This window comes from Duganella rivi (assembly GCF_009857435.1).
Taxonomy (GTDB): domain Bacteria; phylum Pseudomonadota; class Gammaproteobacteria; order Burkholderiales; family Burkholderiaceae_D; genus Rugamonas; species Rugamonas rivi.
In genome coordinates, this window is sequence record NZ_WWCK01000006.1 from 27,958 (window position 1) to 47,943 (window position 19,986).

At 56.7% G+C, this 19,986-nt stretch carries 32 protein-coding genes; 1 reads left to right on the forward strand and 31 read right to left on the reverse strand.

The annotated features are described in order from the left end of the window. Nucleotides 1-206: 206 nt before the first annotated feature. A complete protein-coding gene (locus tag GTP45_RS19645; protein WP_161015593.1) occupies nt 207-374 on the reverse strand; it encodes a Flp family type IVb pilin in 168 nt (55 codons plus the stop codon). A gap of 231 nt (nt 375-605) precedes the next feature. Here GTP45_RS19645 and GTP45_RS19650 point away from each other — a divergent pair, with 231 nt between their 5' ends. Beyond that, entirely contained in the window at nt 606-2,261 is a 1,656-nt protein-coding gene (locus GTP45_RS19650; protein ID WP_161015594.1) for a M20/M25/M40 family metallo-hydrolase, read from the forward strand. Nucleotides 2,262-2,295: 34 nt separating this feature from the next. Here GTP45_RS19650 and GTP45_RS19655 read toward each other — a convergent pair whose 3' ends face one another. The 30 genes from GTP45_RS19655 to rplC all read right to left on the reverse strand — a co-directional run bounded on the left by GTP45_RS19655 (nt 2,296) and on the right by rplC (nt 19,959). Then, nucleotides 2,296-3,525, reverse strand: coding sequence for a PepSY-associated TM helix domain-containing protein (locus GTP45_RS19655; protein WP_161015595.1), 1,230 nt, complete (start codon nt 3,523-3,525; stop codon nt 2,296-2,298). 12 nt (nt 3,526-3,537) lie between these two features. Continuing rightward, entirely contained in the window at nt 3,538-5,745 is a 2,208-nt protein-coding gene (locus GTP45_RS19660) for a TonB-dependent siderophore receptor (RefSeq protein ID WP_161015596.1), read from the reverse strand. 135 nt (nt 5,746-5,880) lie between these two features. Next, on the reverse strand, nt 5,881-6,276 hold the full coding sequence (gene rplQ, locus GTP45_RS19665) for a 50S ribosomal protein L17 (protein ID WP_110846398.1): 396 nt from the start codon (nt 6,274-6,276) through the stop codon (nt 5,881-5,883). Nucleotides 6,277-6,442: 166 nt separating this feature from the next. Next, nucleotides 6,443-7,420, reverse strand: coding sequence for a DNA-directed RNA polymerase subunit alpha (locus GTP45_RS19670; protein ID WP_026637581.1), 978 nt, complete (start codon nt 7,418-7,420; stop codon nt 6,443-6,445). A gap of 111 nt (nt 7,421-7,531) precedes the next feature. Beyond that, a complete protein-coding gene (rpsD, locus tag GTP45_RS19675) occupies nt 7,532-8,155 on the reverse strand; it encodes a 30S ribosomal protein S4 (protein WP_161015597.1) in 624 nt (207 codons plus the stop codon). A gap of 192 nt (nt 8,156-8,347) precedes the next feature. Next, entirely contained in the window at nt 8,348-8,752 is a 405-nt protein-coding gene (gene rpsK, locus GTP45_RS19680; RefSeq protein ID WP_072786827.1) for a 30S ribosomal protein S11, read from the reverse strand. A gap of 14 nt (nt 8,753-8,766) precedes the next feature. Then, a complete protein-coding gene (gene rpsM, locus GTP45_RS19685; RefSeq protein ID WP_072786826.1) occupies nt 8,767-9,132 on the reverse strand; it encodes a 30S ribosomal protein S13 in 366 nt (121 codons plus the stop codon). Nucleotides 9,133-9,159: 27 nt separating this feature from the next. Then, entirely contained in the window at nt 9,160-9,273 is a 114-nt protein-coding gene (gene rpmJ / locus GTP45_RS19690) for a 50S ribosomal protein L36 (RefSeq protein WP_005663407.1), read from the reverse strand. A gap of 34 nt (nt 9,274-9,307) precedes the next feature. Then, the gene (gene infA / locus GTP45_RS19695) at nt 9,308-9,526 is read right to left on the reverse strand and encodes a translation initiation factor IF-1 (protein WP_005663428.1); all 219 of its coding nucleotides are present in this window, start codon (nt 9,524-9,526) and stop codon (nt 9,308-9,310) included. A gap of 21 nt (nt 9,527-9,547) precedes the next feature. Further along, nucleotides 9,548-10,882 carry a preprotein translocase subunit SecY gene (secY, locus tag GTP45_RS19700; protein WP_092280156.1) on the reverse strand — a complete coding sequence of 445 codons (1,335 nt, stop codon included), beginning with the start codon at nt 10,880-10,882 and terminating at the stop codon, nt 9,548-9,550. Between the two features lie 31 nt (nt 10,883-10,913). Then, a complete protein-coding gene (rplO, locus tag GTP45_RS19705; protein WP_092280158.1) occupies nt 10,914-11,345 on the reverse strand; it encodes a 50S ribosomal protein L15 in 432 nt (143 codons plus the stop codon). A 25-nt stretch (nt 11,346-11,370) separates the two neighbouring features. Beyond that, complete coding sequence (gene rpmD, locus GTP45_RS19710; RefSeq protein WP_161004841.1) at nt 11,371-11,553, reverse strand: 50S ribosomal protein L30; 183 nt, start codon at nt 11,551-11,553, stop codon at nt 11,371-11,373. A gap of 10 nt (nt 11,554-11,563) precedes the next feature. Next, the gene (rpsE, locus tag GTP45_RS19715; RefSeq protein WP_072786822.1) at nt 11,564-12,082 is read right to left on the reverse strand and encodes a 30S ribosomal protein S5; all 519 of its coding nucleotides are present in this window, start codon (nt 12,080-12,082) and stop codon (nt 11,564-11,566) included. A gap of 9 nt (nt 12,083-12,091) precedes the next feature. After that, nucleotides 12,092-12,454: a 50S ribosomal protein L18 gene (gene rplR, locus GTP45_RS19720; RefSeq protein ID WP_154379308.1), complete on the reverse strand. Its 363-nt coding sequence runs from the start codon at nt 12,452-12,454 to the stop codon at nt 12,092-12,094. 13 nt (nt 12,455-12,467) lie between these two features. Next, nucleotides 12,468-13,001 (reverse strand): 50S ribosomal protein L6, encoded by a 534-nt coding sequence (gene rplF, locus GTP45_RS19725; RefSeq protein WP_161015598.1) that lies wholly within the window; start codon nt 12,999-13,001, stop codon nt 12,468-12,470. 10 nt (nt 13,002-13,011) lie between these two features. After that, entirely contained in the window at nt 13,012-13,407 is a 396-nt protein-coding gene (rpsH, locus tag GTP45_RS19730) for a 30S ribosomal protein S8 (RefSeq protein WP_161015599.1), read from the reverse strand. Nucleotides 13,408-13,421: 14 nt separating this feature from the next. Then, on the reverse strand, nt 13,422-13,727 hold the full coding sequence (gene rpsN / locus GTP45_RS19735) for a 30S ribosomal protein S14 (protein WP_055937643.1): 306 nt from the start codon (nt 13,725-13,727) through the stop codon (nt 13,422-13,424). 6 nt (nt 13,728-13,733) lie between these two features. After that, nucleotides 13,734-14,273 (reverse strand): 50S ribosomal protein L5, encoded by a 540-nt coding sequence (gene rplE, locus GTP45_RS19740; RefSeq protein WP_072786817.1) that lies wholly within the window; start codon nt 14,271-14,273, stop codon nt 13,734-13,736. Between the two features lie 6 nt (nt 14,274-14,279). Next, nucleotides 14,280-14,594 carry a 50S ribosomal protein L24 gene (gene rplX / locus GTP45_RS19745; RefSeq protein WP_092280168.1) on the reverse strand — a complete coding sequence of 105 codons (315 nt, stop codon included), beginning with the start codon at nt 14,592-14,594 and terminating at the stop codon, nt 14,280-14,282. Nucleotides 14,595-14,604: 10 nt separating this feature from the next. After that, nucleotides 14,605-14,973 (reverse strand): 50S ribosomal protein L14, encoded by a 369-nt coding sequence (gene rplN / locus GTP45_RS19750; protein ID WP_050409761.1) that lies wholly within the window; start codon nt 14,971-14,973, stop codon nt 14,605-14,607. A 278-nt stretch (nt 14,974-15,251) separates the two neighbouring features. Further along, the gene (gene rpsQ / locus GTP45_RS19755) at nt 15,252-15,518 is read right to left on the reverse strand and encodes a 30S ribosomal protein S17 (RefSeq protein WP_072786815.1); all 267 of its coding nucleotides are present in this window, start codon (nt 15,516-15,518) and stop codon (nt 15,252-15,254) included. Continuing rightward, nucleotides 15,515-15,706, reverse strand: a complete 192-nt coding sequence (gene rpmC / locus GTP45_RS19760; protein ID WP_090192442.1) for a 50S ribosomal protein L29 — start codon at nt 15,704-15,706, stop codon at nt 15,515-15,517. The genes rpsQ and rpmC overlap by 4 nt, the downstream gene beginning before the upstream one ends. 12 nt (nt 15,707-15,718) lie before the next feature. Continuing rightward, nucleotides 15,719-16,138, reverse strand: a complete 420-nt coding sequence (gene rplP, locus GTP45_RS19765) for a 50S ribosomal protein L16 (protein WP_135205161.1) — start codon at nt 16,136-16,138, stop codon at nt 15,719-15,721. Between the two features lie 2 nt (nt 16,139-16,140). After that, nucleotides 16,141-16,914 carry a 30S ribosomal protein S3 gene (gene rpsC / locus GTP45_RS19770; RefSeq protein WP_155467995.1) on the reverse strand — a complete coding sequence of 258 codons (774 nt, stop codon included), beginning with the start codon at nt 16,912-16,914 and terminating at the stop codon, nt 16,141-16,143. A 9-nt stretch (nt 16,915-16,923) separates the two neighbouring features. Continuing rightward, nucleotides 16,924-17,256 (reverse strand): 50S ribosomal protein L22, encoded by a 333-nt coding sequence (gene rplV, locus GTP45_RS19775; protein ID WP_174864456.1) that lies wholly within the window; start codon nt 17,254-17,256, stop codon nt 16,924-16,926. Next, entirely contained in the window at nt 17,253-17,528 is a 276-nt protein-coding gene (rpsS, locus tag GTP45_RS19780) for a 30S ribosomal protein S19 (protein ID WP_155436392.1), read from the reverse strand. The genes rplV and rpsS overlap by 4 nt, the downstream gene beginning before the upstream one ends. Before the next feature lie 9 nt (nt 17,529-17,537). Further along, nucleotides 17,538-18,368, reverse strand: coding sequence for a 50S ribosomal protein L2 (rplB, locus tag GTP45_RS19785; RefSeq protein WP_161015600.1), 831 nt, complete (start codon nt 18,366-18,368; stop codon nt 17,538-17,540). Beyond that, complete coding sequence (gene rplW / locus GTP45_RS19790) at nt 18,368-18,682, reverse strand: 50S ribosomal protein L23 (RefSeq protein ID WP_161015601.1); 315 nt, start codon at nt 18,680-18,682, stop codon at nt 18,368-18,370. The genes rplB and rplW overlap by 1 nt, the downstream gene beginning before the upstream one ends. Beyond that, nucleotides 18,679-19,299, reverse strand: a complete 621-nt coding sequence (gene rplD, locus GTP45_RS19795) for a 50S ribosomal protein L4 (protein ID WP_072786810.1) — start codon at nt 19,297-19,299, stop codon at nt 18,679-18,681. The genes rplW and rplD overlap by 4 nt, the downstream gene beginning before the upstream one ends. Nucleotides 19,300-19,302: 3 nt before the next feature. Then, a complete protein-coding gene (gene rplC / locus GTP45_RS19800; RefSeq protein ID WP_161015602.1) occupies nt 19,303-19,959 on the reverse strand; it encodes a 50S ribosomal protein L3 in 657 nt (218 codons plus the stop codon). Nucleotides 19,960-19,986 lie beyond the last annotated feature (27 nt).

The following is a 19,986-nucleotide window of genomic DNA, read 5'->3' on the forward strand; positions in this document are numbered from 1 at the left end:
CGAGGGCTTAAACCGCGATGGCAAAAACACGGGGTGCGCAAGATGAATTTCCTTTGACGCTGATCTCCAGTCCTAAACAGCACCCCAAAACGAAAGGGTCAGACCCCGTACGGGGTCTGACCCTGGCCGCAGCGGTGTGCGGGTTGGGGTGGTGCCGCGCGCTTTCAAAGCAATAAGCAGCGTCACCCCCGCCATGCTCACTTCGATTACGACGATTTGATCAGGCCGGAGATGTAGGTCAGCGAAGCGGTAATTTTCGGGCCCAGGATTGCCAGGCCAGCGGTGATGGCGGCGGCGATGGCGGCGGCCATCAGGGCATATTCGATAGCGGTGATGCCGTCTTCGTTGGCGATGAAGTTTTTGACTGCGTTCATGATAGACCTCGTTTAAGTTGATTGAGTGGACGATTTACTGCTCAACTAAAACGGGGTTCAGGTTTTAGGTACTGCGTTTGCTGCCGATGAAAGACATTCTACGCACCGCCGCACCGCCTGCCATCGGACAAACGTCACTTCATCGCGTGACATTTGTCATGCCTAGCGCAGTCCAGGCGCCGGGGTTTTATGCGACACTCGGCGTTTTCACCGCCACTGGAGCAAGCCCCTATGTCCTCTTTCCGTCCCCTGCTGTTTTCCGCCCTCGCGCTCAGCACCCTGCCCGCCTTGGCGCAAGCGCCGGCCAAGGCTTTGAACGCAATCTCGTCCAAGGATCTGCTGGAACACATCAAAACGCTGGCATCCGACGAGTTTGAAGGCCGCGCGCCCGGCACCGCCGGCGAGACCAAGTCGGTGGCTTACATTCAGCAGGAATTCAAGAAACTGGGCCTGAAACCGGGCAACCCCGACGGTTCGTGGGTGCAGGCGGTGCCGATGCGCGGCCAGAAACCGACGCCAAGCTTCAGCTACACCATCGGCGGCCAGACCGTGGCGCTGAATTTCCCTAACGACTACGTTGCCCATTCGACCAGCCAGCCGGCCACGGTCAACGTCAATAGCTCGGAAATCGTGTTTGTCGGCTACGGCGTGCAGGCGCCGGAATACGGCTGGGACGATTACAAGGGCGTCGACGTGCGCGGCAAGACCATTTTGATGCTGATTAACGACCCGGCGATTCCCGATCCGAACAATCCAGCCGAACTCGATCCGGCCATGTTCAAGGGCAAGGCCATGACCTACTACGGCCGCTGGACTTACAAATACGAAATCGCTGCCAAGCTGGGCGCGGCCGCCGCCATTATCATTCATGAAACGAAACCGGCCGCCTACCCGTGGGACGTGGTGCGCAGCGGCGGCGTGGCCGAACACTTCGACCTGCTGCACTCCGGCGATGACCCCGATGCGCCGACCGTACCGGGCTGGATTCAGCTGGACAAAGCCAAGGCCATGATGAGCGCCGCTGGCTACGATTTCGACACGCTGAAAAAACAGGCACTGACCAAGGACTTCCGTCCGGTCAGCCTGAAAGGCACGGCTGATTTTAAAGTCGAGAATATCGCCCGCACGGTGAATTCCAAAAACGTGGTGGCGAAGATTGAAGGCAGCGATCCTAAGCTGAAAAATGAATATGTGATTTACAGCGCCCACTGGGATCACCTGGGCGTCGACCCGGGCAGCAAAAACATTTATCACGGCGCACTGGATAACGCGTCCGGCGTAGCGGCGCTAATGGAATTGGCCAAAGCTTATAAAACTCTGCCGAAAGCGCCCAAACGCTCGATTCTGTTTATTGCCACGACCGCGGAAGAAAAAGGCCTGCTCGGCGCCAAATATTATGCTGCGCATCCGCTCTACCCGCTTAAACAAACCGTCGCCAACATTAACATCGATGGTATTAACGCCTGGGGAAAAACCGCGCAAATTGAAAACGTCACCTCCGGCCATTCCAGCATCGACGGCTTGCTGGAGAAATACGCCAAATCGCAGGGCAGATTAATGGAAAAAGATTCGCGCTCCGAATTGGGTAGTTTCTACCGCGCCGACCAGCTGGAATTTGCCCGTGCCGGCGTGCCGGTTTTATATACCAAAGCCCGTAGCCGCTATTTGGACAAGCCTGAGAACTACGCGCGTGAAGTCGTGGATAATTATTTCACCCACGATTATCACCAGCCGACCGATAGTTTCCGTAATGATTGGGATTTCAGCGGCGGCGTGCAGGATATCCAGCTGCTATTCCAAGTCGGACTGGATATTGCTCAAGGCGTGACGCCAACGTGGAATGCCGGCTCCGAGTTCAAGGCCGCAGGCGACCGCCGATTGAAGTAAGTCAGACTCAAAAATAGCTAGTACATGCCAATTTTTAGCATGCTACGGCACGGCGTTCCGCAGCAACCACGCGGGACGCCCGCTTGCGCCACCAGATGATGACCCCGGTCACGCTCAGCATGGCCACCACCACGCCCATGAAGGAAATCAGGATGCGGCCCGGCAAACCGAGAATGCGGCCGGAATGCAGAGGGAATTGCGCCTGCACGAAAATATCCGCAGCAGTACCTTTCCAAGGCAAACGCTGACCCAGTAATTTACCGGCGCCGTCGTAATACAGATATGCCGGGCCAACGCCACCAGCACCATGATCATCGCCGGGTTTATAGAAACTCACGCCATAAACGTCAAAAGCGCTGGTATAAAACACGCTGCCGACCGGTTCGGACCATTTACGCTGCTCCGCTTCTTTCGCAGCCGTTTCAATTACCTGCGCATAGCCAACTGTTGGTGCATATGGCTTATGAATATCGGCCATAGCACGGGTATCAAACGGCGTTGGCGTGACTTTGGAAATCTTGCTCATTACCGGATAAAAGATTTCGCTGTAAAGATTCAGCGAGAAAGCGGTGAAGGCCAGAATAAACAGCAATATCCACGTCCATAAACTAAATGCGCGATGCAAATCGAAATTCAGTTTATTGCTGCCACTGGTCCAGCGGACTTTCCAAGCCGGTTTCCAACGTTGCAGCCATGGTTTGCTAGCGCCCTGGCGGCGCAATGGCAGGGTGAGATAAAAACCGACGAAACTATCGATTACCCAGATAATCGCAATCCCGCCCATCAACCATAATCCCCAGCGGTCGATGCCCCACATTTCTGGAATATGCAGGGTGTAATGCAGGCGATATAAGAAGGATACAAACGTCTCCTTGGTAATCGGCCAAACGGCGCCCCATTCCCGCTTGCCCAATTCCGCCCCACTTACCGGATCGACGAAGACCTGGTTGAAGCCCGGCTCATACAATTTCTGCGTAGCCGGGTTCACGCGCGGCGACACGCCAAAGGCAATCGCCTCGCCCGGCTGCACTTGCAGGGGCATAAACGATACCTGCACATGCGGATAGCGCGCCTCCAGTTGTTGCACCAATGCCAAGGTCGGCTGCGGTGTGCCCGGCGTATGGGCTTCCATCAGGTGCGGGTTGAGCAGGTCGTCCAGCTCGTGATCCCAAGAAATGATGGCACCGGTCACGCCGCTGATAAACAGGAAACCGGCGGTCAGCAGGCCGAGGTAGCGGTGTACCAAAGTCCAGAAGGCGCGCATATCCAGTCCTTATTAGAACTTGTACTTCAGGCTCAGCGACGTGCTACGCGGTGCGGCGTAGGTGATCGCGCCGTAGGCAGCAAACATGCCGAAGTGCGTTTTGTCGGTCACGTTGTTGATGTTCAGCTGGGCCGACAGCTTGTCGCTGATTTCGTAGCGCGCCATCAGGTTCACCAGCGCGAACGAGTCTTGCTCGATCAGGCCGCCGTTGGCTTTGACCGCCGCTGCCGGCGCAGCTGGATCGACCGTGTAGGTACGGCTTTCCCAGTTGACGCCGCCGCCCACGGTCAGCTTGCTCAGTGCGCCCGGCAGCTGGTAGCTGGTGAATACGCGGAACAATGCGCGAGGATAGACGCTGTTGAAGTCTGCGCCGGTGGCATCCTTGGCGCGGAAGCGGCTGTAGCCGGCGGTAGCATTCCAGCCGCGCGCCAGTTCGCCGTTCAGCTCAAACTCGAAGCCACGGCTGGTTGAGCCCTTGGTACCAACGTAGTAGGCTTCCGGCAGCAGCGGGCCGGTGCCGTCGCGGTCAACCAGGCCGCCGGCTTGGCCGAGGTTGTCCTGCTTGATGTCGAATACGGCCAGCGAGGCGTTGACGCGGCCATCCAGATATTCGCTCTTAATGCCGACTTCTTTGGCCTTACCTTCGATAGGATCGAGGATCTTGCCGCCAAAATCTTTCAGGTTTTGCGGCAGGAAGATGCTGGTGTAGCTGCCGTAGACCGAGTAGGTTTCGTTCAGATCGTAGACGATGCCGGCATATGGCGTTACTTCGTTGTTGTTCTTCACAACGTAGGCTGGGCTCCACAGGCCGTGGCCGGTTTGCTCAAAGTTGGTGACGCGCGCGCCCAAGGTGACTTTCAGCGGGTCAATAATCGAGAAACGGGCCATGCCGTACAGCGCTTCTTGCTTGGTCGTGCTTTCTTCATAGAAGGTCGCCGCGCCCCACTTCGGCGTTGGGAAGGTGGCGCCGTTCCAGTTGTTGAAGTTGCCTACGTCCGAGCTGGCGTTGCCGAAGTCGGCGGCGCGGCTGTCCGAGTTGAAGTCGCGCTTGGAGTGCATGTAGCCAAAAGCCGCCTCATGCTTGCGGCCGAACAGCTGGAACGGGCCGTTCAGTTGCAGGTTGACGTCGTCTTGCTTGGTGCGGGTGACGTAGGAGCCGGCAAACGAGGACATGCCGAGGCCGGTTACGCGGTCAGGCACGCCCGACAGGTACAGCAGGTGGGAATCGCCCTTGCGGTCGCCACGGGCGAGGTAGGCACGCGCCTTCCAGCCGTTGTCGAAGGTGTGCTCCAGATTGACGTAGCCGTTGTTGTACGAAGTTTCCCAGTCCGACCAGCTGGCCGAGGTGGTTTTCGAGACGTCCCAGTTGGTTTTGCTGCCGTCGGTGTACCAGAACGGCAGGCCGCCCCACATCGGCGCTTTTGGATCGGTTTCCTGGCGGCTGAAGCCGACTGCCAGCAGGGTTTGCGGGGTCAGGTCCGCTTCCAGGGTGGCGAAAATGGTTTTGTTCTTGGATTCGGCCAGGTCGATCCAGCTGTCGCGCTGGTTGTAGTCGGCCACCACGCGGCCGCGTACCGTGCCTGCCGCGTTCAGCGGAGTCGAGACGTCGATCTGGGCGCGGCGCTCGTTCCAGGTGCCGATGCCGATCTCGGCCGAGCCGGTCAGCACTTTGCTGGTGGCGCGCTTGTGCACCATGTTGATGGCGGCCGACGGGTTGCCGGCGCCGGTGGTCAGGCCGGTAGCGCCGCGCACCACTTCCACGCGGTCGTAGATGGCCAGCGAACTGGCCACTTCGCCCGAGCTCCACGACTGTTCCCAAGTGGTTGGAATGCCGTCGATGATCAGGTTGGTGATGTCGAAGCCGCGCGCGGTGAAGCCGGCGCGGTTGGTTTCGTACTGGTTGACGGAGATGCCGATGACGTTGTTGACCACGTCGGTGACGGTAGTCAGGCCCTGGTCTTCAATGCGCTGCTGGGTCATAACGGACACCGACTGCGGCGTGTCGCGCAGCGACATGTCGAGCGGCGTGGCGGTGCGTGCCTTGCCGGTGGTGTAGGAACCGCTGCCTTCGGTGGTGTCGCTCAGCTTTTGCGCCGACACTTGCACCGACGGTAGTACGGTGGCGGCCTGCTCGGCGCCGCCGCTCTGGGCCTGCGCCAGCAACGGCAGAGTCAGGCTGACCAGTACCGCCAGCGGTTTCATTTTGAATTGCTTGTTCATTGCTTCCCCAGTAGTTATTTGCACATCGAAACACGAATGATAACGATTCTCATTACAAAGTCAATCCTCTACTGCAAGCGGGCGAAAAAAAAGCCAGACTAGGTCTGGCTTTTTAGTACTGCTGACAACGGCTAATTACTCAGCGGTTGGTGCATCTTCGATTGCGGTGACTTCTGGACGATCCAGCAGCTCAACGTAAGCCATTGGAGCGTTGTCGCCAACGCGGAAACCCATCTTCAGGATACGCAGGTAGCCGCCGTTACGTGCAGCGTAGCGTGGGCCCAGTTCCGAGAACAGTTTGCCTACGATTTCGCGGTCGCGCAGACGGGCAAATGCCAGACGCTTGTTAGCCAGGGTGTCGGTCTTGCCCAGGGTCAGGATAGGCTCAACAACGCGGCGCAGTTCTTTCGCTTTTGGCAGCGTGGTTTTGATCGCTTCGTGACGCAGCAGCGAAACGGTCATGTTGCGCAGCATAGCCAGACGGTGGGACGAGGTACGGTTCAGTTTACGGAGGCCGTGACGGTGACGCATGGTACTTCCTTTCAATGATGTTTAAATCCGAGCTCTTCGATCGTCTATGACGCGGGCCGGTTTAAGTGATAAACGCCCGAGGCAACATGCCACGGGCGGTACTGCTAATCAGTTGGTAACAGAGCAGAACATCGCGAAGCGATGTCCAGCGCTGTCACCCAATTTGTTACTTTTCCAGGCCAGCAGGCGGCCAGTTTTCCAGCTTCATGCCCAGGGTCAGACCACGGGAAGCCAGAACTTCTTTGATTTCGTTCAGGGACTTGCGGCCCAGGTTCGGCGTTTTCAGCAGTTCGTTTTCCGAACGCTGGATCAGGTCGCCGATGTAGTAGATGTTTTCTGCTTTCAGGCAGTTGGCCGAACGCACGGTCAGTTCCAGGTCGTCCACTGGACGCAGCAGGATAGGATCGACCAGCGGCGCGCGCGAAGGCGCTTCAGCAGCAGCTTCGGTGCCTTCCAGTGCAGCGAACACGTTCAGTTGATCCACCAGGACGCGGGCCGATTGACGGATCGCTTCTTCTGGCGAGATCACACCGTTGGTTTCGATGTTGATGATCAGTTTGTCCAGGTCGGTACGCTGTTCTACACGAGCGGACTCAACAAAGTACGACACACGGCGCACTGGCGAGAACGACGCGTCCAGAATGATGCGGCCGATGGTTTTGTTGGTGTCTTCCGACAGGCGACGCACGTTACCTGGAACGTAGCCGCGGCCTTTTTCGACCTTGATCTGCATGTCCAGTTTGCCGCCGGCGGTCAGGTGAGCGATCACGTGGTCCGGGTTGATCAGTTCCACGTCGTGTGGCAGATCGATATCCGAAGCCAGGACAGCGCCTTCGCCTTCTTTTTTCAGGGTCAGGGTGACGGAGTCACGGTTGTGTACTTTGAACACAACGCCCTTCAGATTCAGCAGCAGGTCAACCACGTCTTCTTGCACGCCGTCCAGCGACGAGTACTCGTGCACAACACCGGCGATCGTCACTTCGGTAGGCGCGTAGCCAACCATCGACGACAGCAGTACGCGGCGCAGCGCGTTACCCAGGGTGTGGCCGTAGCCGCGTTCGAACGGTTCCATCACGACTTTGGCGTGACCGGCGCCCAGCGCCTCTACATCGATAATACGTGGTTTCAACAGGCTGTTTTGCATGTAAATGTCCTTTTCAATACCCTCGGCGCGTTAGGCCGATAAGGCTGATGGCATTAGTGAAAACGCCCGCTCAAGTGAGCGGGCGGGATTTGATACTACTTAGACTACAGATTAACGCGAGTACAGTTCGACGATCAGCGATTCGTTGACGTCAGCAGCGATCTCGTTGCGCTCTGGCAGGGACTTGAAGGTACCTTCCATTTTCTTGGCATCAACCGACACCCAAGCTGGCATGCCAACTTGTTCAGCCAGCGACAGGGCTTCAACGATACGCACTTGCTTCTTGGCCTTTTCGCGCACAGCGATCACGTCGCCAACTTTTACCGAGTACGAAGCGATGTTCACAACGTTGCCGTTCACGGTGAAGGCTTTGTGCGATACCAGCTGACGCGCTTCAGCGCGGGTCGAGCCGAAGCCCATGCGGTACGCGACGTTGTCCAGACGGGCTTCCAGCAGCTTCAGCAGGGTTTCGCCGGTGTTGCCTTTGCGGCGGTCGGCTTCTGCGAAGTAGCGACGGAACTGACGTTCCAGCACGCCGTACATACGTTTCACTTTTTGCTTTTCGCGCAGCTGGTTGCCGTAGTCCGAGGTACGAGCGCCCGACTTGACGCCGTGCTGACCTGGTTTTACGTCCAGTTTGCATTTGCTGTCCAGCGAGCGGCGTGCGCTCTTCAGGAACAGGTCGGTGCCTTCACGGCGGGAGAGTTTTGCTTTTGGTCCGATATAACGTGCCACGGTACTTCCTTTTTAAAATGATGACGTCCCAACCCACATGGGCTGAACGCTAGTCTGGTCTGCGATGAGCCAGACGTGGCTAAAGTCTGCTGGCAAGCCAACAGACGACAATAGCCGGGCAGTATAGCTGTTACCAGCTTCCTGCACCAGCTTTATTGTGTAACAGCATAGCCGGCAGAACCGGCCAGGCCATTAGATACGACGACGCTTTGGAGGGCGGCAGCCGTTGTGTGGCACTGGGGTGACGTCCTGGATCTCGGTGATCTTGATGCCCAGGTTGTTCAGTGCACGCACAGCCGATTCACGGCCTGGGCCTGGGCCCTTGATGCGCACTTCCAGGTTCTTCACGCCGCATTCGATCGCGACTTTACCAGCGGCTTCAGCAGCAACCTGCGCTGCGAACGGGGTCGATTTACGCGAACCCTTGAAGCCAGCACCACCGGAGGTCGCCCACGACAGAGCGTTGCCCTGGCGGTCGGTGATGGTGATGATGGTGTTGTTGAAGGAAGCGTGAACGTGTGCGATACCTTCGGCAACGTTCTTCTTGACCTTCTTGCGTACGCGAGCTGCTGCTGCGCTGCTTTGTTGCTTAGCCATGTGATTTCCCTAGATTATTTCTTGAGCGATTGAGCGGCTTTGCGCGGGCCCTTGCGGGTACGTGCATTGGTGCGGGTGCGTTGACCGCGGACCGGCAGGCCCTTACGGTGACGCATACCGCGGTAGCAACCCAAGTCCATCAAACGCTTGATGTTCATGGACAGTTCGCGACGCAGATCGCCTTCGACGATGAATTTTGCTACTTCATCGCGCAGCTTTTCCAGTTCGCTGTCGTCCAGGTCTTTGACCTTTTTATTGGTCGCAATACCGGTCTGCGCGCAGATGAACTTCGCGCGTGGACGGCCTACACCGTAGATGGCGGTCAAGCCGATAACGGTGTGCTGATGATTTGGGATATTAACCCCTGCAATACGTGCCATTCGTTATTCCTCGATAAATAACGGTTATTAACCTTGACGCTGCTTGTGACGTGGTTCGACGCAGATTACGCGAACAACGCCCTTGCGCTTGATGATCTTGCAGTTGCGGCAGATCCGCTTGACTGAGGCGTTAACTTTCATGTTGAACTCTCTTCTAAGGTTCGATTATCTAAATTTACTTGGTCCGGAACACAATGCGGGCGCGGGACAGGTCGTAAGGTGTCAGTTCGACCGTCACCTTATCGCCAGGCAGGATGCGGATATAGTTCATCCGCATTTTACCTGAAATATGTCCCAGCACCACGTGCCCGTTTTCCAGCTTTACTCGAAATGTTGCATTAGGGAGATTTTCTAGGATCTCGCCCTGCATCTGTATGACGTCGTCTTTTGCCATTCGGTGTATGTGAAACCGCGCTTATCGCGTCGGAATTCCGCCTTTGAAGTTTGCTTTGCGCAGCAGCGATTCATATTGCTGCGACATCACGTAGTTTTGTACTTGGGCCATGAAGTCCATGGTCACAACCACAATAATCAACAGAGAAGTACCACCAAAATAGAACGGTACTTTCCACTCGGCTTGCATGAATTCCGGCAACAAACACACCAGAGTGATGTAGATGGCGCCAGCCAGGGTCAATCGCGTCAGAATCTTGTCGATGTAACGGGCAGTCTGCTCACCGGGACGAATCCCTGGCACAAAGGCCCCGCTCTTCTTCAAGTTATCTGCTGTTTCCTTGCTGTTGAAGACCAGCGCTGTATAGAAGAAACAGAAAAACACGATCGCAATGGCATACAACAGTGCGTGGATGGGCTCGCCTGGCCCCATCGATGCTGCCAAATCTTTCAGGAACCGGACCGCCGGGTTAGCCGTATCGGCGCCGGTGGTAAACCAGCCCACGATCGTAGCCGGGAACAAGATAATCGACGAAGCGAAGATCGGTGGAATCACGCCGGCCATATTCAACTTCAATGGCAGGTGCGAGGTTTGGCCACCGTAAATCTTGTTACCCACCTGGCGTTTCGCGTAGTTGACCAGAATTTTGCGTTGGCCACGTTCCACAAATACCACCAGGAACGTCACCGCCACCACCAGGATCATGATGATGATCGCCGACAGCGCGCCAATCGAACCGTTGCTCACCGACTGGCCGAGGCCACCCAGTGCGCCCGGCAGACCGGCCGCGATACCTGCGAAGATGATGATCGAGATGCCGTTACCGAGACCGCGCTCGGTAATTTGCTCGCCCAACCACATCACGAACATGGTGCCGGTCAACAGCGTAACGACCGTCACGAAACGGAATGCATAGCCTGGATCCAGCACCAGGCCTGCCTGCGACTCCAAAGCAACTGCAATACCGAGCGCCTGGAACGCCGCCAGCACCACCGTGAAGTAACGGGTGTACTGCGTGATCTTGCGTCGGCCTGCTTCGCCTTCCTTCTTCAACGCTTCCATCTGCGGCGAAACGATCGACACCAGCTGCATGATGATCGAGGCCGAGATGTACGGCGTGATACCCAGCGCAAACACCGTGAAGCGCGCGAGAGCGCCACCGCTGAACATGTTCAACATGCCCAGGATGCCACCCTCTTGCGACTTGAACAGCGCGGCCAATTGTACCGGATCGATCCCGGGAACCGGGATGTGAGCGCCGATACGATAAACCACCAATGCGCCAAGCAGGAACCAGAGCCGGCCCCAAGGGAAACCAGCTGCTGCACTTTTAGCCAATTGTGGATTAGTCGCCAATTTTCGCTCCGATCAAGCTGTTAGCGGTGGCTCAAGCTACCGAGCCGCCGGCTGCTTCGATGGCGGCTTTCGCGCCAGCGGTCACTTTCAGGCCTTTGAGGTTCACCGCTTTGGTGATCTCGCCGGACAGAATGACGCGCACATCGCGTGCCAGCACGCTCAGTACGCCAGCTTGTTTCAGCACCAGGATGTCGACATCGCCAACTGCCAGGTTGTTCAGGTCGGACAGACGCACTTCAGCTTTGAAGGTGGCGTTGAGCGACTTGAAACCGCGCTTCGGCAGACGACGTTGCAGAGGCATCTGACCGCCTTCGAAGCCGACTTTGTGGAAGCCGCCCGAACGCGATTTCTGACCCTTGTGGCCGCGGCCTGCGGTTTTACCCAGGCCGGAGCCGATACCGCGGCCGACGCGACGCTTGTAGTGCTTAGCGCCATCGGCTGGTTGAATGGTATTCAGTTCCATGATTTCTCCGTGAGTAAGCCGAGGCTTACGCAACTACTTTAACGAGATACGACACTTTGTTGATCATGCCGCGTACCGATGGGGTGTCTTGCAGCTCGGCGATCGAGTTTACGCGACGCAGGCCCAGGCCTTTGACGGTAGCACGGTGATCTTGACGAGTGCCGATCAGGCCCTTCACCAGTTGTACTTTGAGGGTTTTCGTAGTCATGTCGTTCACCTTAGCCCAGGATCTCTTCTACCGACTTGCCGCGTTTAGCAGCGATGTCAGCAGGAGTGCTCAGTTTCGCCAGGCCGTCCAGCGTGGCGCGAACCAGGTTGTACGGGTTGCTCGAACCGGTCGATTTAGCGACCACGTCGGTCACGCCCATGACTTCGAAGATCGCGCGCATGGCGCCACCAGCGATGACGCCGGTACCTGGCTTGGCAGGCGACATCATTACTTTCGAAGCGCCGTGACGGCCCAGGACGGTGTGGTGCAGGGTGCCGTTTTTCAAAGGGACTTTGATCAGGTTGCGACGGGCTTCTTCCATTGCCTTTTGCACACCGACTGGTACCTCTTTCGACTTGCCCTTGCCCATGCCGATGCGGCCATCGCCGTCACCCACTACGGTCAGCGCGGCGAAGCCCATGATACGACCACCCTTGACCACTTTGGTCACGCGGTTGATCGCGATCATTTTTTCGCGCATGCCATCATCCGGCTTGTCGCTTGCCATTTTTGCTTGCATTTTTGCCATGATCGTTCCTTAGAACTTCAGACCGGCTTCACGCGCGGCTTCTGCCAGCGCCTTCACACGGCCGTGATAACGGAAACCGGAACGGTCGAAGGCGACTTCGGTGATACCGGCTTTCAGTGCTTTTTCTGCTACGCGCTTGCCGACCAGTGCGGCGGCAGCGGCGTTGCCACCCTTGCCCGATTTGCCAGCCAGTTCAGCACGCACTTCCGCTTCCACGGTCGAGGCCGAAACCAGTACTTTGGCTTCCGGGGAGATCAGGTTTGCGTAGATGTGCAGGTTAGTGCGGTGCACCGACAGGCGGTTCACTTTCAGCTGTGCAATCTTGATCCGGGTTTGACGTCCGCGGCGCAGACGAGATTCTTTTTTATCCATCGTCAGCCCCTAATTACTTCTTCTTAGTTTCTTTGATCTTAACCACTTCATCCGAATAACGGACGCCTTTGCCTTTGTAAGGCTCTGGAGCGCGGTAAGCACGAACTTCAGCAGCAACCTGACCCACCTTTTGACGATCGATGCCTTTGATGACGATCTCGGTCGGGGTGGCGGTGGTCACGGTCACGCCTTCTGGCATGGCGTGCACGACCGGGTGCGAGAAACCCAGCGACAGGTTCAGCTTGTCGCCAGCGGCTTGGGCTTTGTAGCCCACGCCCACCAGGTTCAGCTTTTTCTCGAAGCCCTTGGTCACACCGGTTACCATGTTGTTGACCAGTGCGCGCAGCGTACCGGACATGGCGTTGGCTTCACGGCTGTCGTTCGACGGCTCGAAGCTCAGGGTGCCTGCATTGTTTTCTACTTTAACCAGGCCGTTCAGGCTCTGGGTCAAGACGCCCAGCGGGCCCTTGACGGTGATCGCTTGCGCGGAGATGGCGACATCAGCGCCAGCTGGCACAGCGATTGGCATTTTAGCTACACGGGACATGTCTAACTCCTTAAGCCACGAAGCAAATCACTTCGCCGCCGACACCGGTAGCGCGTGCTTTACGATCGGTCATCACGCCTTGCGGGGTCGACACGATTGCCACACCCAGGCCATTCATGACCGATGGGATTTCGTCCTTGCCTTTGTACACGCGCAGACCTGGACGCGAAACACGTTCCAGACGCTCGATAACAGGACGGCCTACGTAGTACTTCAAACCGATTTTCAGTTCCGCTTTGCCACCGGTTTCGGCGACGGCGAAATCTTCAATGTAACCCTCGTCCTTGAGGACGTTGGCAATCGCTACTTTGACTTTCGACGATGGCATGGCCACGGTCGTTTTTTGAACGCCTTGGGCGTTGCGAATGCGGGTCAGCATATCGGCGATAGGATCGCTCATACTCATTGCTTATTCTCCTATTACCAGCTAGCTTTAGTCATACCCGGGATTTCACCACGCATGGCGAATTCACGGAGCTTGATACGGCCCAGACCGAATTTACGGAAGGTGCCGCGTGGACGACCGGTTACCTGGCAGCGGTTGCGCTGGCGGGTCGGGGCCGAGTTACGTGGCAGGGCCTGCAGTTTCAGGCGCGCTTCGTAACGCTCTTCTTCCGACTTGGTCTGGTCATCGATGATGGCCTTCAGAGCGGCGCGCTTGGCAGCGAACTTGGCTACCAGGTCAGCGCGTTTCTGTTCACGGTTAATCAGTGCGAGTTTTGCCATGATCTCTTAGTTCCTGAACGGGAATTTGAAGGCGGCGAGCAGAGCTTTCGCTTCGTCGTCGGTCTTAGCGGTGGTGGTGATCGAAATGTTCATACCACGCAGCGCATCGATCTTGTCGTACTCGATCTCAGGGAAGATGATCTGCTCTTTCACACCGATGTTGTAGTTGCCACGGCCGTCGAATGCTTTGCCGTTCACGCCGCGGAAGTCACGCACGCGTGGCAGGGCCACGGTGATGAAGCGGTCGAGGAACTCGTACATACGGGCGCCGCGCAGGGTCACCATGGTGCCGATCGGATAGCCTTCGCGGATTTTGAAACCGGCGATTGCTTTACGGGCCTTGGTGGTCACTGGCTTCTGGCCGGCGATCTTGGTCAGGTCGCCAACAGCGTGCTCGAGCACTTTCTTGTCGGCGATGGCCTCACCCACACCCATGTTCAGGGTGATCTTGGTCAGACGCGGAACTTCCATCACCGACTTGTAGCCGAATTTCTCGGTCAGGTCAGCGACGACTTTTTCTTTATAGAATTCTTGGAGACGTGCCATGATTTCTTAAGCCTTCACTACTTCGCCGGACGATTTAAAGACGCGGACTTTTTTGCCGTCCACTTCTTTGAAACCAACACGGTCTGCCTTGCCAGTCGCTGCATTGAACAATGCAACGTTGGACACGTGAATCGGCATAGTCTTGTCGACGATACCACCTTGAACGCCAGTCATTGGGTTCGGCTTGGTCGCTTTCTTAGCAACGTTGACGCCTTCAACCACAACGTGTTCTGCGTCTACGCGACGCGAAACGACACCGCGTTTGCCCTTGTCTTTACCGGCCAGAACGATGACTTCGTCGTTTTTACGAATCTTATCCATTACTGACTCCTTACAGTACTTCAGGTGCCAGGGACACGATCTTCATGAACTTCTCAGTGCGCAGTTCGCGGGTCACTGGTCCGAAGATACGCGTACCGATCGGTTCCAGCTTGGCGTTCAGCAGCACGGCGGCATTGCCGTCGAACTTCACCAGGGAACCGTCTTGGCGGCGAACACCTTTAGCGGTGCGCACTACCACGGCGTTATAAATTTCACCTTTTTTGACACGGCCGCGTGGCTGAGCAACCTTGACGGTTACTTTGATCACGTCGCCAATGCCAGCATAACGGCGCTTGGAACCGCCCAACACCTTGATGCACATGACTTCTTTGGCACCGGTGTTGTCGGCTACTTCGAGCCGGCTTTCAGTTTGAATCATAATATTCTCTTTCCCAACTTAAGCCGAAGAATCCACACAATGCGGACCTAACGGTCAGTCTTGGTCCCGCCAGAAGGCTCTGCTGAGCCCGCTGCTTGGGTGCTTGACCTTCGTACTGCATACTGACCGCACGGTTCAGCGTCTGTGGCCAGACACTTTGCGGCGTTACATGAACGAAGCCCACGAGTATTACACACAACTCGCGGGCTTGCAAGAACTAATTGAAAATACCGCCTAAAACCACCGTTGCGGGCAGTGTTAAGCGGCGGCTATTTCAATTAAACGATTTGCGCGGCTTGCACCACGCGGGTCACGGTCCATGCCTTCGTTTTGGAGATCGGGCGACCTTCGGTGATTTCCACCGTATCACCGGCTTTCACCTGGTTGGTCTCGTCGTGGGCGTGATACTTTGCCGAACGAACGATGATCTTGCCATACAGAGGGTGTTTCACGTGACGTTCGATCAGAACGGTAACGGTCTTGTCCATCTTGTCGGACACAACTTTACCGATCAGCGTACGCTTCAGCTTTACTTGCTCGGTCATTTTGCTTCCTTCGTGTTCAATACCGTTTTTACGCGTGCGATGTCGCGACGTACCTTCTTGAGCTGCGAGGTGTTGCTCAGCTGTTGCGTAGCGATTTGCATACGCAGGCCGAACTGTGCCTTCAACAGGTCATTCAGCTCTTTTTGCAGAGCTACCTGGTCTTTGCCGCGGAGTTCAGATGCTTTCATATTTCACTCCTGTTATTGGCCAACTTGGCGCACCACGAAGGTGGTCGCCAGTGGCAGTTTGGCAGCGGCCAGGCGGAATGCTTCGCGCGCCAGTTCTTCTGCGACGCCGTCCATCTCGTACAGGACTTTGCCTGGGCGGATTTCAGCGACGTAGTACTCTGGGTTACCCTTACCGTTACCCATACGGACTTCAGCTGGCTTGTTCGAGATCGGCTTGTCTGGGAAGACGCGGATCCAGATACGGCCGCCACGCTTGATGTGACGGGTCATGGCACGACGCGCTGCTTCGATTTGACGGGCAGTGATACGGCCACGAGCGACGGCCTTCAGACCGAACTCGCCAAACGACACGTTGGTGCCGGTGGTGTGCGAAATGCCGGTGTTACGGCCTTTCTGCTCTTTACGATACTTTCTGCGTGCTGGTTGCAGCATGATTATTCTCCTGCTTTCTCAGCCGGCTTGGCAGCGCGACGGGCGCCACCAGCTGGACGTGGACGGCCAGCTGGCTTGCCGTCTTCACGACGTGGGCCACGTGGCTTTTTCTCTTCAGCCGGGGTATCGATCACTGGAGCTTCGCCGGTGGCCGAACGGTCACCTTTGTAGACCCACACCTTGACACCGATGATGCCGTAGGTGGTCGACGCTTCCGAGGTGCCGTAGTCGATGTCAGCGCGCAGGGTGTGCAGTGGCACACGGCCTTCGCGGTACCATTCGGTACGGGCGATCTCGATGCCGTTCAGACGACCCGACGACATGATCTTGATGCCCAGGGCGCCCAGGCGCATCGCGTTCTGCATCGCGCGCTTCATGGCGCGGCGGAACATGATACGTTTTTCGAGCTGCTGAGCGATCGAGTCAGCGATCAGCTGCGAATCGATTTCTGGCTTGCGGATTTCTTCGATGTTCACGTGCACCGGCACGCCCATGATCTTGCCCAGCGCCGACTTCAGTACTTCGATGTCTTCGCCTTTTTTGCCGATCACAACACCTGGACGCGAGCTGTAGATGGTGAAGCGCGCGTTCTTGGCTGGACGCTCGATGACGATGCGGCCAACCGAAGCGTTCTTCAGCTTGGTCTTCAGGTAGGTACGTGCTTTCAAGTCTTCGTTCAGCATGTCGGCAAAGTTACCATTGCCAGCGTACCAACGCGAAGCCCAGTTACGGGTTACCGCCAGGCGGAAACCAGTTGGATGAATTTTCTGACCCATCTTGGCTCCTTAGTTGCCGACGGTCACATAAATGTGACACGATTGTTTCGAAATGCGATCGCCACGACCTTTTGCACGCGCGGTGAAGCGCTTCAGGATCGGGCCCTTTTCAACGTAGATCGTTTTCACGAACAATTCGTCGATGTCGGCACCATCGTTGTGCTCAGCGTTGGCGATTGCCGACTCGAGCACTTTCTTGATGATGGTGGCGCCTTTTTTCGGGCTGAATTGCAGAATGTTGAGTGCAGCGTCAACTTTCTTGCCACGGATCAGGTCAGCAACCAGGCGGCCCTTTTGGTCCGACAGGCGCACGCCTTTGAGGATAGCTTTGGTTTCCATTATTTCTTCGCCTTCTTGTCAGCGGCATGGCCTTTGAACGTGCGGGTCAGCGCGAATTCGCCGAGCTTGTGACCAACCATGTTCTCGGAAACGTACACAGGCACGTGCAGCTTGCCGTTGTGAACAGCGATCGTCAGGCCGATGAAGTCAGGCATGATGGTCGAGCGACGGGACCAGGTTTTGATTGGCTTTTTGTCTTTGGACGCTTGCGCGGCTTCGACTTTTTTCACCAGGTGGGCGTCACAGAACGGCCCTTTTTTCAATGAACGAGTCATGATTTATCCTTATTTCTTGCCGCGGCGCGAGACGATCATCGAAGAAGTGCGCTTGTTGCTGCGAGTCTTCTTACCCTTGGTCTGCTGGCCCCATGGCGACACTGGGTGACGACCAGCTGCGGTACGGCCTTCACCACCACCGTGCGGGTGGTCGATCGGGTTCATGACCACACCGCGAACGGTAGGACGAACACCGCGCCAACGCATGGCACCAGCTTTACCGATCTTACGCAGGCTGTGTTCGGCATTGCCGACTTCACCCACGGTAGCACGGCACTCGATGTGCACGCGACGTACTTCACCCGAGCGCAGACGCACTTGAGCGTAGGTACCTTCACGCGCCATCAGCACGACGCCGGCGCCGGCGGTACGGGCCATCTGGGCACCTTTACCTGGCAGCATTTCCACGCAGTTCATGATGGTACCGACTGGAATGTTACGGATCGGCAGGCAGTTACCCGACTTGATCGGCGCTTCCGAGCCGGTCATGATGGTGTCGCCCACAGCCATGCCTTTGGTGGCGATGATGTAGGTACGGGCGCCGTCGGCGTAGCACAGCAGAGCGATGTGCGCAGTACGGTTAGGATCGTATTCGATACGTTCCACTTTCGCTGGGATACCGTCCTTGCTGTTACGCTTGAAGTCGATCACGCGATAGTGCTGCTTGTGACCACCACCGATGTGACGGGTGGTGATGTGACCGTTGTTGTTACGGCCAGCAGTTTTCGATTTTTTCTCAACCAGAGCGGCGAACGGACGGCCTTTGTACAGGTCGCTGTTCACAACTTTCACCATGCCACGACGGCCTGGGGAGGTTGGCTTCATCTTAACGAGTGCCATTATTTAGCCTCCTCGGTGAAATTGATTTCCTGGCCTGGTTTCAGGCACACGAAAGCACGCTTGGTGTGGTTGCGGCGGCCGATGTGGGCGCCCGAACGCTTTTGCTTGCCTTCGCGGTTTACGGTTTGCACCGAAGCCACTTCGACTTTGAACAGCAGTTCTACGGCAGCCTTGATCTCTGGCTTGGTCGCGTCGGTGGTAACACGGAACACGATCTGCTCGTTCTTTTCCGCGACCAGGGTGGCCTTTTCGGAAATCACTGGCGCAACCAGTACTTTCAGCAGGCGTTCTTCGCTAAATTTCAATGCGCTCATGCCAGCATCTCCTCAATCTTAGCCAGCGCAGCCTTGGTCACCAGGATCTTTTTGTAGAAGACCAGCGACATAGGATCGGCGTGACGTGGCTCAACAACCAGCACGTTTGGCAGGTTGCGGGAAGCCAGTTCCAGGTTTTCGTTGGCGGTGTCGGTGATGATCAGCACGGAGTCGAAGCCCAGGCCGGTCAGCTTTTGCGACAGCAGCTTGGTTTTTGGTGCTTCGATCGACAGATCTTCGATCACGACCAGACGGTCTTCACGGGCCAGCTGCGACAGAATCGAGCACAGACCAGCGCGGTACATCTTCTTGTTCACTTTGTGGGTGAAGTTCTCGTCAGGCGAGTTCGGGAAGATGCGACCACCGCCGCGCCACAGTGGCGACGACGACATACCTGCACGAGCACGGCCGGTACCTTTTTGGCGCCATGGCTTTTTGGTCGTGTGGTGGACTTCTTCACGGTCTTTTTGTTTACGGTTGCCGCTGCGAGCATTGGCTTGGTAAGCAACGACGATCTGGTGGATCAGGGCTTCGTTGTAGTCACGGCCGAAGACGGTGTCGGCGGCAGCAACGTTAGAGGCGGCTTGACCTTGAGCGTTCAAGAGCTTGAGTTCCATCGTTTAAGCTCCCTTCTTTGCTTTAACTTTGACAGCAGGCGAAACCACTACCTGGCCGTTTTTGGCGCCAGGGATCGCACCTTTGACCAGCAGCAGCTGGCGGTCGGCGTCGATACGGGCGATTTCGAGGTTCTGCACGGTCGTGGTGACATCACCCATGTGACCGGTCATGCGCTTACCTGGGAACACGCGGCCTGGATCCTGCGCCATACCGATGGAGCCTGGAACATTGTGCGAACGCGAGTTACCGTGGGTTTGACGACCCGAAGCAAAGTTGTGACGCTTGATGGTACCGGCGTAGCCTTTACCGATCGACACACCTTGAACGTCGACTTTTTGACCAACTTCGAACAGGGAAACGGCGACAACTTCGCCAGCTTTCAGTTCGGCAGCTTTAGCAGCGTCAACGCGGAACTCTTTCAGCAGAGTACCAGCTTCAACACCGGCTTTAGCGTGGTGACCAGCAACGGCTTTGGTCACGCGGGAAGCGCGACGTTGACCGAATGCGACCTGAACTGCGGTGTAGCCGTCAGTTTCAGGAGTTTTGATTTGCGCAACACGGTTGTTCGATACGTCAACCACGGTGACTGGGATCGAGTCCCCGTCATCAGTGAAGATACGCATCATGCCAACCTTGCGACCGAGGAGGCCAAGGCTCATTTTTTCTCCAATTCCCACCTACGATTG

Bases quoted from the DNA above. Each gene is read 5' to 3' on its own strand.
- GTP45_RS19645 (WP_161015593.1), bottom strand. From the start codon at position 374: ATGAACGCAGTCAAAAACTTCATCGCCAACGAAGACGGCATCACCGCT.
- GTP45_RS19650 (WP_161015594.1), top strand. From the start codon at position 606: ATGTCCTCTTTCCGTCCCCTGCTGTTTTCCGCCCTCGCGCTCAGCACC.
- GTP45_RS19655 (WP_161015595.1), bottom strand. From the start codon at position 3,525: ATGCGCGCCTTCTGGACTTTGGTACACCGCTACCTCGGCCTGCTGACC.
- GTP45_RS19660 (WP_161015596.1), bottom strand. From the start codon at position 5,745: ATGAACAAGCAATTCAAAATGAAACCGCTGGCGGTACTGGTCAGCCTG.
- rplQ (WP_110846398.1), bottom strand. From the start codon at position 6,276: ATGCGTCACCGTCACGGCCTCCGTAAACTGAACCGTACCTCGTCCCAC.
- GTP45_RS19670 (WP_026637581.1), bottom strand. From the start codon at position 7,420: ATGCAAAACAGCCTGTTGAAACCACGTATTATCGATGTAGAGGCGCTG.
- rpsK (WP_072786827.1), bottom strand. From the start codon at position 8,752: ATGGCTAAGCAACAAAGCAGCGCAGCAGCAGCTCGCGTACGCAAGAAG.
- rpsM (WP_072786826.1), bottom strand. From the start codon at position 9,132: ATGGCACGTATTGCAGGGGTTAATATCCCAAATCATCAGCACACCGTT.
- rpmJ (WP_005663407.1), bottom strand. From the start codon at position 9,273: ATGAAAGTTAACGCCTCAGTCAAGCGGATCTGCCGCAACTGCAAGATC.
- infA (WP_005663428.1), bottom strand. From the start codon at position 9,526: ATGGCAAAAGACGACGTCATACAGATGCAGGGCGAGATCCTAGAAAAT.
- rplO (WP_092280158.1), bottom strand. From the start codon at position 11,345: ATGGAACTGAATACCATTCAACCAGCCGATGGCGCTAAGCACTACAAG.
- rpmD (WP_161004841.1), bottom strand. From the start codon at position 11,553: ATGACTACGAAAACCCTCAAAGTACAACTGGTGAAGGGCCTGATCGGC.
- rpsE (WP_072786822.1), bottom strand. From the start codon at position 12,082: ATGGCAAAAATGCAAGCAAAAATGGCAAGCGACAAGCCGGATGATGGC.
- rplR (WP_154379308.1), bottom strand. From the start codon at position 12,454: ATGGATAAAAAAGAATCTCGTCTGCGCCGCGGACGTCAAACCCGGATC.
- rplF (WP_161015598.1), bottom strand. From the start codon at position 13,001: ATGTCCCGTGTAGCTAAAATGCCAATCGCTGTGCCAGCTGGCGCTGAT.
- rpsH (WP_161015599.1), bottom strand. From the start codon at position 13,407: ATGAGTATGAGCGATCCTATCGCCGATATGCTGACCCGCATTCGCAAC.
- rpsN (WP_055937643.1), bottom strand. From the start codon at position 13,727: ATGGCAAAACTCGCACTGATTAACCGTGAACAGAAACGCGCTGACCTG.
- rplE (WP_072786817.1), bottom strand. From the start codon at position 14,273: ATGGCACGTCTCCAAGAATTCTATAAAGAAAAAGTCGTCGCTGACCTG.
- rplX (WP_092280168.1), bottom strand. From the start codon at position 14,594: ATGGATAAGATTCGTAAAAACGACGAAGTCATCGTTCTGGCCGGTAAA.
- rplN (WP_050409761.1), bottom strand. From the start codon at position 14,973: ATGATTCAAACTGAAAGCCGGCTCGAAGTAGCCGACAACACCGGTGCC.
- rpsQ (WP_072786815.1), bottom strand. From the start codon at position 15,518: ATGACCGAGCAAGTAAAGCTGAAGCGTACGCTGATCGGTAAAGTTGTG.
- rpmC (WP_090192442.1), bottom strand. From the start codon at position 15,706: ATGAAAGCATCTGAACTCCGCGGCAAAGACCAGGTAGCTCTGCAAAAA.
- rplP (WP_135205161.1), bottom strand. From the start codon at position 16,138: ATGCTGCAACCAGCACGCAGAAAGTATCGTAAAGAGCAGAAAGGCCGT.
- rpsC (WP_155467995.1), bottom strand. From the start codon at position 16,914: ATGGGTCAGAAAATTCATCCAACTGGTTTCCGCCTGGCGGTAACCCGT.
- rpsS (WP_155436392.1), bottom strand. From the start codon at position 17,528: ATGACTCGTTCATTGAAAAAAGGGCCGTTCTGTGACGCCCACCTGGTG.
- rplB (WP_161015600.1), bottom strand. From the start codon at position 18,368: ATGGCACTCGTTAAGATGAAGCCAACCTCCCCAGGCCGTCGTGGCATG.
- rplW (WP_161015601.1), bottom strand. From the start codon at position 18,682: ATGAGCGCATTGAAATTTAGCGAAGAACGCCTGCTGAAAGTACTGGTT.
- rplD (WP_072786810.1), bottom strand. From the start codon at position 19,299: ATGGAACTCAAGCTCTTGAACGCTCAAGGTCAAGCCGCCTCTAACGTT.
- rplC (WP_161015602.1), bottom strand. From the start codon at position 19,959: ATGAGCCTTGGCCTCCTCGGTCGCAAGGTTGGCATGATGCGTATCTTC.